Source organism: Gemmatimonadota bacterium, assembly GCA_009838845.1.
In the GTDB taxonomy this organism is placed as follows: Bacteria; Latescibacterota; UBA2968; order UBA2968; family UBA2968; genus VXRD01.
In genome coordinates, this window is sequence record VXRD01000171.1 from 30,361 (window position 1) to 39,361 (window position 9,001).

Annotated in this window: 9 protein-coding genes and 2 pseudogenes (2 of these 11 running past the window's edge); all 11 read right to left on the reverse strand. The window is 56.6% G+C overall.

Annotated features, from left to right (window positions below):
* Positions 1–2,651, reverse strand: a pseudogene (locus F4Y39_24715) (hypothetical protein) (it extends 223 nt beyond the left edge of the window).
* Positions 2,648–2,845 (reverse strand): hypothetical protein, encoded by a 198-nt coding sequence (locus tag F4Y39_24720; protein MYC16940.1) that lies wholly within the window; start codon positions 2,843–2,845, stop codon positions 2,648–2,650. The pseudogene F4Y39_24715 and the gene F4Y39_24720 overlap by 4 nt, the downstream one beginning before the upstream one ends.
* 59 nt (positions 2,846–2,904) lie before the next feature.
* Positions 2,905–3,486, reverse strand: a complete 582-nt coding sequence (locus F4Y39_24725) for a hypothetical protein (protein ID MYC16941.1) — start codon at positions 3,484–3,486, stop codon at positions 2,905–2,907.
* Complete coding sequence (locus tag F4Y39_24730) at positions 3,483–4,379, reverse strand: hypothetical protein (protein ID MYC16942.1); 897 nt, start codon at positions 4,377–4,379, stop codon at positions 3,483–3,485. The genes F4Y39_24725 and F4Y39_24730 overlap by 4 nt, the downstream gene beginning before the upstream one ends.
* 29 nt (positions 4,380–4,408) lie before the next feature.
* Positions 4,409–5,251, reverse strand: a complete 843-nt coding sequence (locus F4Y39_24735) for a hypothetical protein (GenBank protein MYC16943.1) — start codon at positions 5,249–5,251, stop codon at positions 4,409–4,411.
* Entirely contained in the window at positions 5,252–5,761 is a 510-nt protein-coding gene (locus tag F4Y39_24740; GenBank protein MYC16944.1) for a hypothetical protein, read from the reverse strand.
* Positions 5,761–6,282: an HK97 gp10 family phage protein gene (locus F4Y39_24745; GenBank protein ID MYC16945.1), complete on the reverse strand. Its 522-nt coding sequence runs from the start codon at positions 6,280–6,282 to the stop codon at positions 5,761–5,763. The genes F4Y39_24740 and F4Y39_24745 overlap by 1 nt, the downstream gene beginning before the upstream one ends.
* A gap of 7 nt (positions 6,283–6,289) precedes the next feature.
* Positions 6,290–7,000 carry a hypothetical protein gene (locus tag F4Y39_24750; GenBank protein MYC16946.1) on the reverse strand — a complete coding sequence of 237 codons (711 nt, stop codon included), beginning with the start codon at positions 6,998–7,000 and terminating at the stop codon, positions 6,290–6,292.
* A complete protein-coding gene (locus F4Y39_24755) occupies positions 7,000–7,416 on the reverse strand; it encodes a hypothetical protein (GenBank protein MYC16947.1) in 417 nt (138 codons plus the stop codon). Before F4Y39_24755 ends, F4Y39_24750 begins: the two co-directional genes overlap by 1 nt.
* Before the next feature lie 69 nt (positions 7,417–7,485).
* Positions 7,486–8,730 (reverse strand): hypothetical protein, encoded by a 1,245-nt coding sequence (locus F4Y39_24760; protein ID MYC16948.1) that lies wholly within the window; start codon positions 8,728–8,730, stop codon positions 7,486–7,488.
* Positions 8,731–8,804: 74 nt separating this feature from the next.
* Positions 8,805–9,001 (reverse strand): annotated as a pseudogene (locus F4Y39_24765) (hypothetical protein) (it continues 739 nt past the right edge of the window).

Sequence of the window (9,001 nt, forward strand, 5' to 3'; positions counted from 1 at the left end):
ACCGCCTTGATGTCCGGGGGTAGAAGGTCATAATTGGCGAGGTTCTCCAGCACTTTCCGCTCGTCGTCGGTGAGTATCTGATCTTTGGTGAGCGCATCAATGATCTTCCGCTCCTCCTCAGACAGGAGGGTGTAGCCCAGGAGGCTATTGAGCGCATCGATCTCTTCCTGTGTAAGCACCTGATCAGCGAGAAAATTATCAATAACCGCTTTGATGTCTGGGGGTAGCAGGTCGTATTTCGCCAGATCTTCCAACACCTTCCGCTCGTCCGAGGTGAGTATCTGATCTGCAACCAGCGCATCGATGACCGCCCGCTGCTCCTCGGACAGGAGGGTGTAGTTTGCGAGAGACTTGATGGCCCCAATCGCCTCTGGCGATAGGATATTGGACGCCTGAACACCGCCTGCGGGTGACCATGTTTTAATGGTCTGGTCGAGGGTGCCGATGGTTGCGTTGAGGGTGTTGAGATAGGCGGAGTTGGTGCTGATTTTATTGACAAGATCTTTTGCCGTCCTGTCGGTGATGGTGATTGTGGTGGCGTAGGTTACATTGCCCTCCTCTTCACTGCCCCCGTCACTGCGCGCCGACAGCAGGCGGCTCAGCTGTGCCTCAAGGTCGTTTCGACGCTGCACGTTGAGCCAATATTGGTTTTCGACAGCCGTGGAGGCGCGCCCCTCTTCCACCAATGGCCTGACCTGATCGAGCCAGGCATTCAGTTTCGCAATGTCTTCCCGCAGGCCCTCTATTGTGAGTGGATTCTCTGGGTTAAGCACATTTCCAGCCTGTGCCCTGCGGTCATTCCCGAACAGCGAACTCAGCCCCTTCATGACACCCAAAACGCCACCGACGGCGCCTGCTATGGGGGCCACCGCGGTTGCGACGCTTTCTATTTTTTTTCCAATTTTTCCGAGTTCAGGAACAACATCCTCTGTGCCGTCGCGCATCGGAAAATGCTGCGTGAGCCTCGCCGCCCCCGTCACTGCCTGAAACGCACCTCTAAATACCCTGCCCATCCGCCCCCCCAACTTGTCGGCCAAATTCCGGACACTATAAAACGCCCGCTCCATATTGTCCTCGAAGCGGGTGGGCACGTCGTCCGTGAAGCGGGTCATGGCATCTTGGGCGGCCTCTGCTGCTCGCGCACCCGCCGACCGGGCTTTCTCCACCGCATCTTCGGGGATTTTTAACGGGATCTCTATTGGCTCGTCCGGGATTAAATTCCGAAAGGCGGGGGTGATATCATAGGGGGCTGGACTGGGTGCGCGCGCCGAAGTCACCACCTCTGCCAGTTCGCCCGCAGTCAATGATTCCCGGTTGGCTGCGATATCTGCCTCTACCTGCTTGATCTGTTGCATCAGGTCGAGGGTTTTTTGGATCTCATCATTTTGTGCGCGCAGGGCTTCTTCGTGCTCCCTGGCAGCATTAAGGGCGTCTTCAGCGGCGAGTTCGCGCCGTGATTTGCCGAATACGGTGACGTTTTCTTTTTGTGCGTCGGCCAGTTCGCGCTCAGCCCGAATGCGCGCCTGGATCGCCTTTGTCTCCTGGTCGAAATTTCGGGCAGCGATTTGCGATACCTCGTCGAGGTTTAGCGCGTCCAGCCGTCCACCCATAATATCCGCAATGCGCGTCCGTCCACGCTGTGCCTGAAGCTCGGTGCGTAGCCCGGCACGCTCTGCCTGAAGTTCTGACACGGACACACTCGCCCGGCGAGATTCGGCCAAGTCCAAATTGCCGAGCTTTTCGAGACGGTTCGCGGTCGCATCAGATATTAGATCTCTGAGTTGCTCTGCCACCTCGCCCACCTTGATTGCCAGTGCTGAAAAGGTGGGAATCAATTTGTTGCCAATCTCTGTTCGCAGTGCAGTGATGAGCGTGCGCGCCTGTCCAATCCGCTCGGAGAATGACAGGCCAGATATACCGGCATCGTCGATGCGCTTCTTTCCGACACGGAGAATTTCGTTGTAGATCGCCATTTGTCTGGCCGATGCGTCTGCATCTTTTGGGAGCTGTTTGAGGATGTCGCCAAATCGCACACTCCCACCAAAGAGGTCGTCTAAAAGCTCTATCTCCTGCTTGGTGATACCGCCGACCATACGGTCTAATGCCTCTTTGACATCCACCCCCATAATCTTGGCCATACCAGCCGCCACACGCGCTAGTTCGCCCATTGCGTTCGCGCTTGCAGGCAGTCCCGACACCATCGCCTTATTCGCTTGCTGGAAGATTTCCATGTCGGATACAGCACCGCCCAGCCCTTTTCGCATCGCGGCGAGGATTTTATTGCCCGACTCGCCCGCGCTCTTTGCCATCGAGTTGAACGTATTGCGGAGTTCATTGGTGCGAGCGGACATGCTTGCAGCACTCAGCCCCCAATCAATGAGGGCCTTGCCTCCTGCTGCCAGCGCAGCTACAAACACCCCTGCTATCACGCCAGCCGCTTTTGTAATATTCAGGGTGAATCGCTGGAGTCCCGTCCCCGCTTTCCTCGTCCGCCGCTCCAGGCGCTCCTGTTCGCCTTCTGCGCGCTTGAGCCCAGACACGAAGTCGTTGACCTTGGCTTTTAGGACCCACACCAGTTCCTCTGTGGTGATGGCGACCAGCAACCACCACAGGCCCATATACGCATCAAATATGTCGGGCAATCTGATCATGTCGGCATTATTCCTCGTGAGAGTGCCTGAGCTTCGCTCAACGACACGGCCTCGGTGGCGTCGTCGTCCGCAACACGTTTGCGCCCGCCCGTTTTTGTCTTGGCGCGCTCGCGTGCCTTGTGCTCGATCTGTTCTATTCGCACAGACAGAATGATGAGCCTCATATACGGCACATCATGATAGAGGCGATCCATGTCGAGTAAGGGGATTTTCCAGACCCGCAATCCCGACAGGAGGTAGTCCGCCCATCGGTTCAGGTTTTTTTTTTGGCGTCAGTGGGGGCGTGTCGTGGTGGGCGAGGTGTTGGTTTTGGGTCTGTGCGCGCATCTTTTTGGGGTGCTGGCGACGGGTCTTCCCGGTCGCGCAGTGGGGTGTATTTCTCTCCGAATATCTGCCCCAAAACCGCATCAATATCATTGAGCTGTCGCCAAGCAGAAATAACCGCCGTCCAGTCATGATGTGTGCTGCGGCGCAGTGCGCGTCGCGCCCGCCTGGCGCCCAAAAATGCCCGCCAGTGCCCGAAAAATCCGCGCGGTGGTGGATGGGTCGCACTGGCAATCATTTCACACAGGCGCCCTATTTCCCGGATATAGCGATCCGAAAAGTAGGCCGCCCGGCGGCGCTTTTCCCACATCCGCTCACCTGGATCGTCCGCGATTTTTTGGAGCGCACGATGCTGTGAAAGAGCGAGCAATGCCGCGTCCTCCTGTGCGGTGATATCTGAGAGCACGGAGAGCGATGTGGGGTATATGTCGACCTTTGCGCCCGTGCTTAATGTGACAGTGATGGGCGCATTCGAGAGGTGTGCAGATGCCGTGTCGGTAGCCGTTATCATGTCGCCTTCACTGTCCACCCGATCAGGCCGTCGGTGCGCTGACCGACGGTATCAACGACAGAGACCAGGGCGACATACGTGCCGTTGTGCGTCATTGGGACGATCGCGGTTGCGCCGTTTTTGAGCAACAAAGCGCCTCCCGACACTTCCACTGAAAAATTGGGGTCTGCCACTGCTACCCCATCTTTCGAGACAGAGACCAATGTGGCGGTGAGATCCCCTACCGCGTCAGCAGATCCAGACAGGAATTTGTCCCCCTTTGTGTTGCCACTTATCCCGTCGAATGTGATGATCGTCGCCTCAGCCGTTTTTGTTGTAATGTTCGCGTTCCCGTTTTTCCTCACAACAGGATCCTGCACTAATGGCTTGTAATCGCGTACCGTAAAAAACTCCCCGGTCGATGGGGTCTGCAACAACTCGAACGACAATGGAATACCTGTCTGTTCAGCACGAGACCACGACAGGAGCGGATCGCCGCCACCGAGGGACATGGATATACATCGCGGCATCGAGATGAGACGCGATCGGGGCCTGTCGGCGACCGCCTCCTCCGTATCCTCAGGCCCCGGCCCGGTGGCGAGTAATGACACCTCAGGCAGTGTAGGCGATGTGATGATAATCTTTTTTCCACCTTCGACTGCACTTACGGGCAACCCGACAGCTCGGGCGATATTTTCTACCGTCGCCTCGGCCAGCATCGTGGAGGCCATAAACGCAATGCTGTGGACATCTGAGATTCCGATCGTCCCAGCCTGTTGCTCGGTGCGCAGACGCACATACTCTGCGGATGAGGGTGCAAATGTGAGGGGTGCTATCGTCTCTCCGATACGCACCTCGCTACCCTTCGGGCCTATATATAGCGTTTCGAGTGGCCCAGATGTTAGTTTTGCCATTTTATCCTCCGACAGACATCCAATATGATTTAGATATCGAGTGTGATTTTCAGTTCGCCGTCGTCCGTGCGCTGTTTCACCTGGTCGACGATGTTGAATTTCGCTATATATATGCCGTTGTCACCACTCGCCAGCGCACCACCCGATTTGTTTTTCAACTTCGGGGCGTTCAGGTCGCTCAGGTCAAAAACGAGGTGCATGCCGGGGTCATTGTCCCATGACAGGCCATCTATCACAGCAGGCGCGAATGCGTCGGCCAGGTTCAGGTGACCGCTCAGGTCTGCGACATCCCCATCATCCGCGGTCGCTGTGGTGTGTGTTCCCAGGTCGATGACAACGCCTGGCGTGAAAAATGGTTGGTAATCGTACACTGTAAAAAACTCTCCGGTCGATGGGGTCTGTAGGAGCTCGAACGACAGCGGAATGCCGGTCTGTTCAGCACGAGACCACGAAATGAGCGGATCGCCGCCACCGAGGGACATGGATATACATCGCGGCATCGAGATGAGGCGCGATCGAGGTCTATCAGCGACCGCCTCCTCCGTATCCTCAGGCCCCGGCCCATAGGCGAGTATCGGCTCTTCAGGCAATGTGGGCGATGTGATGATAATCTTTTTTCCACCCTCAACTGCACTTGCAGGCAGCCCCACAGCCCGGGCGATATTTTCTACCGTCGCCTCAGCCAGCATCGTGGAGGCCATGAAGGCGACACTATGGACATCTGAGATGCCGATTGTGCCGGCCTGTTGCTCGGTGCGCAGGCGCACATACTCCGCAGATGAGGGCGCAAATGTGAGGGGGGCTATCGTGGTGCCGACATCTACCCCGCCCACATAGAGCGCTTCGAGTGGTCCGGATGTGAGTTTTGCCATTTAATATCTCCGATCTTGCCGTGATGTGAATGTGATTTGCGCGCTGTGGCAGAGCGTACTGAGCCACATGCGGTGTCCTATTCCCGACACGGACATGGGGCCTGATGTGAGGGTGTGACCTCCGAGTTTTATGTCAGAGTCGAATAGGTCTGCGACGCGTTCGAGGTGGTCCTGAAAGACCATTTCAGATTCGCCAGCACCAGCGAGCGCGTAATAGGGGTAGAGTGCGAATGTGTGATCCCTGAAGTAGAGCGAGCCGCCCGTCTCACTCGGCGCGAAATCGGTGCGCGTGATCATCCATGCACGGAATTTTTTCGGATCGTCCGCAGAATAATTCAGCAGAACTTTTCCGCGCAAATCCTTTTCAGATGCGGACTGTATCATGTAGCTGTATATCCGCCCAATAACGTCGTCCACATTTTCGCGCGAAAGCTGATCGACCGACGTGATGCCTATCGTATCGTCGATGGCGGTTTTAAGGTACCCTGCCACATCCAAAAAGAATGACACTACCAGACCCTCCCTGCGATCCGTTTTGTCTGTGCGACAGCCTGCCTGAATTTTTTTCGCATAGAGACATACGCCTCGCGCATAAAAGGTTGCGGCTTTGTGCCGCGGCGCCCGATCGCGCGCGCAATGAGATACGATACAGACCGAATCTCCTGCTCGTCTGTGATGCCAATCTTCTTTCGCACCCACTCGTGCAGTGCGCTTGAGGGGGGCGCTTTTCGGCTCCTGCCCAACCGTCCCTGCGGGCCGGTGCCGTATTCGACGGGCATGCCGTGGCGTATTGGTGTGCCCACACGGCCTACAATCGTGCCTGGTCGTTCGCGCACCTCGCCGAATATCGAGTCTTTGAGGTCGCCCGTAGCACCAACGGGTGCGTTCTTGACCGCCTCGGTCTCGAAATGGGCGACCATCGCATGCATGGTATCGGCGACGTCTTCCTCGACCTCTTTGCGGAATTTAATGGTGCGACCCATCGCAGGCCGCAGGTCGCCTGCGTCGTTGATTTCTGTTCGCCTGGCCATTCGCCTCTCAGTGCGTCAGATATGGCGGCTGTTCGTGCGTGCGCCGCCGTCGTGACCAAGATATGGTGGTGTTTGCCGGGACTTCACGCCGCCCGCCATCATCGTTATCATCTACGCCTACCATCTCGCGATACAGGTCTCGATACATCTTCGCAGCACGCCTGGCGCGCTCTGTCGTCGCAGTCCTGTCGAATACATCTGCATCTATCGACGAGTCGATACTGTCCATCGTCGCAGTGGCGTACAAATCCAGTGCGTGTGCGGCGGATAGGTATGACACTGCGATACGGTCTGATGCGACGATCGTTGAGCAGTCCGACAGGTGCATGATGGTATAGACGACCCGGAATGAACTGCTACTCGCTGGCCGTTGCCCGCCTACGAATACGAGGTATAGTGCCGGGTTGCCATTACCGTCCGGGCGGCGCTGTATCTCATAGCAGTGCGGCGGCAAGGTGGGCGGGCTTGTGCCGGTTAGAGGGTACTCGATTTTGTCGAGCACCGAGTAGCCGTCGATATATCCAGGCAGGATGGTCAATATGAGGTATATCGATGTGCCATTGCCAGACACATCGACCACCGTTTTTCGTGGGACATCCTTAGAATAGACCTCGACGGCATCATCAATGGCCTGATCGAGCATCGCATCAGAGATTTCAAGTTCCGTGTCCTGCACAGTCCGCCTGACGCGCGCGAGCATGTTTGCGCGGTCTGACATTATATGGCCCTGTAAATGACCTCTATGAGGTGTCTTCCGATAGCCACCCCAGCGTTTGCGCTGGTGATCTCGAGGTCCAGAAAATCGCCCTTGGCCATATCGAATTTGTCATCGTGAGCGAGGAGTGTGACGCGCCCGACAGCATGGTTATCGGTTGTGGTGAGTGCGTCGCCCCTATCTGTGGTCGTCGTTCCAGAGCGATGTTCGAGCTGAAACGTTCGGTTGTTGCTCGCGTGCCCGGTGATTGCGGTTTGCAGGACAAGATTGACCTCGATGACTTCTACCTTATCTCCTGCGGTCTTCGGCACGATGAAAATCGGAGATGTGACTTCACCAGAGGCGCCGATATTTGGATGCGCTGTCACACACTCGAGATAGCCTGCGCCGGAGTGGTGGTCTGATCGATAGATTTTCATTTTCTATCCTTTCGATGTGTTTTTTTGCGGGCGGGATTTACCCGCCCGTGTATTCAGGTTCGATGTGCCCTAAGCCACCCTCGACAGGGCCGATGAGCGCCAGTCGAGCAGGACCACTCCATAGATATGGCGCAGCCGAAGCTCAATCTCATCCGAGTGCAACATGGAGTAGTTCGTTGGTGTGTCAGCCATGTGAATTTCAGGCTCGCGGCGATTCATATAAAATCCCACCTCGATGGTCGGCACCTGCATCGGATCGGCGACCATCGCCCAGTCGTTTACGTCCGTCCAGGTCGGCGGAATCAACGGCTCCATATCCATGAAAAATGCAGCCCGCTGCATGCTGTCAGGGTTCGAGGCATCAGTCCTGTACTGCCACCGGGTCAGATCGTCCGCGGTATCTCCCAAATCCGTCGGCACAAGCAGGTATTTGGGGTCATTCATACGCGCCAATCGCGCATTAGACACACCATAGCGCGTCTGTTTCCGCATCGCGGCACGCACAGTCCGTGCACTGGATTCTGACAGCGCGGTCGTGAACAGGTTGCCGTGAGCGGTGGTAAACGCAGCGGTCCCGTCAGCTACTGTTGGGGGATCTGTGTAAAGCGAGTAAATGACGTAATTGAGTGTCAGCGCGGCTGCAATGCCCAGCTCGGTGGGGATGCGGCGAATGGCAGCAACATCGTCATTGGCGATCATTTCCATCGTCAGCTTCTCGATGCCACCGCGTTTGACGACCTGGAGCACTTCTTCCTCATCTTCTGGTGATGTGAGATGCTGATAGGGTTCAGCCTCTGACACTTCGGGCAGAATTCCATAACCGCCGATCCGAACGCGACGGTGTTTCCGGAAGTCCGTGATGGCGCTGATGGCCGATACGATCTTCTCCCACGACATCATATCCCCTGCGGTGTACGCCATGATCAAGCGCCGGTGCAGCGCATCGCCTAAGATCTGGCCGAAATCGGTTGTTCTCAATGTCGCCCAGGCATTTTCGATTTGCGCGCGTGCCCGCTCATTGTGTACGCCCATCAATGCGCCCATAAAATTGGCTTCGCGCATTACATCATACGGATCCACGATGCCGTTTTCTCCTCCACCCATAGACGCAAATGCGTGACGCAGGCTGTAGAACGACTCCACGCCATCCTGATCTTGTCCGCACAAAAACCCGAGCATCGCATTTGTGTGCTTATCCCGCTCCTCATCACCGACCTCTACGCGCCCCATCGAGAGTGGGGCCTGTGCAGGCTGTGCAGCCGATAGGCGCTGATAACGCCCAATAATGGCCTCAATGCCATTGTCGTCCGGCACGTTGCCATCGGATAATACGCCCTGAAATTCCTGGGTCGCCTCAGTCGCGAATACCTCCGGCAGTGATGCCTCGGCTAAGGCCGCGCGAAACGCATTGCGGCTGTTGGTCTGTCTGAGTTCAAGGAGTTGCCCCTGAATGGCCGAGTCACCTGTATTGGCAGGTGGATCTTCTGTGTTGCCAGGCGGGTCTTCTGTGCCAGGCTCGGCAGGTGGATCTTCTGTGTTGCCAGGCGGGTCTTCTGTGCCAGGCTCGGCAGGTGGATCTTCTGTG

Excerpts from the sequence above, each read along its gene's own strand:
- F4Y39_24750 (MYC16946.1), bottom strand. The coding sequence starts at position 7,000 with ATGTCAGACCGCGCAAACATGCTCGCGCGCGTCAGGCGGACTGTGCAG.
- F4Y39_24725 (MYC16941.1), bottom strand. The coding sequence starts at position 3,486 with ATGATAACGGCTACCGACACGGCATCTGCACACCTCTCGAATGCGCCC.
- F4Y39_24730 (MYC16942.1), bottom strand. The coding sequence starts at position 4,379 with ATGGCAAAACTAACATCTGGGCCACTCGAAACGCTATATATAGGCCCG.
- F4Y39_24720 (MYC16940.1), bottom strand. The coding sequence starts at position 2,845 with ATGGATCGCCTCTATCATGATGTGCCGTATATGAGGCTCATCATTCTG.
- F4Y39_24755 (MYC16947.1), bottom strand. The coding sequence starts at position 7,416 with ATGAAAATCTATCGATCAGACCACCACTCCGGCGCAGGCTATCTCGAG.
- F4Y39_24735 (MYC16943.1), bottom strand. The coding sequence starts at position 5,251 with ATGGCAAAACTCACATCCGGACCACTCGAAGCGCTCTATGTGGGCGGG.
- F4Y39_24745 (MYC16945.1), bottom strand. The coding sequence starts at position 6,282 with ATGGCCAGGCGAACAGAAATCAACGACGCAGGCGACCTGCGGCCTGCG.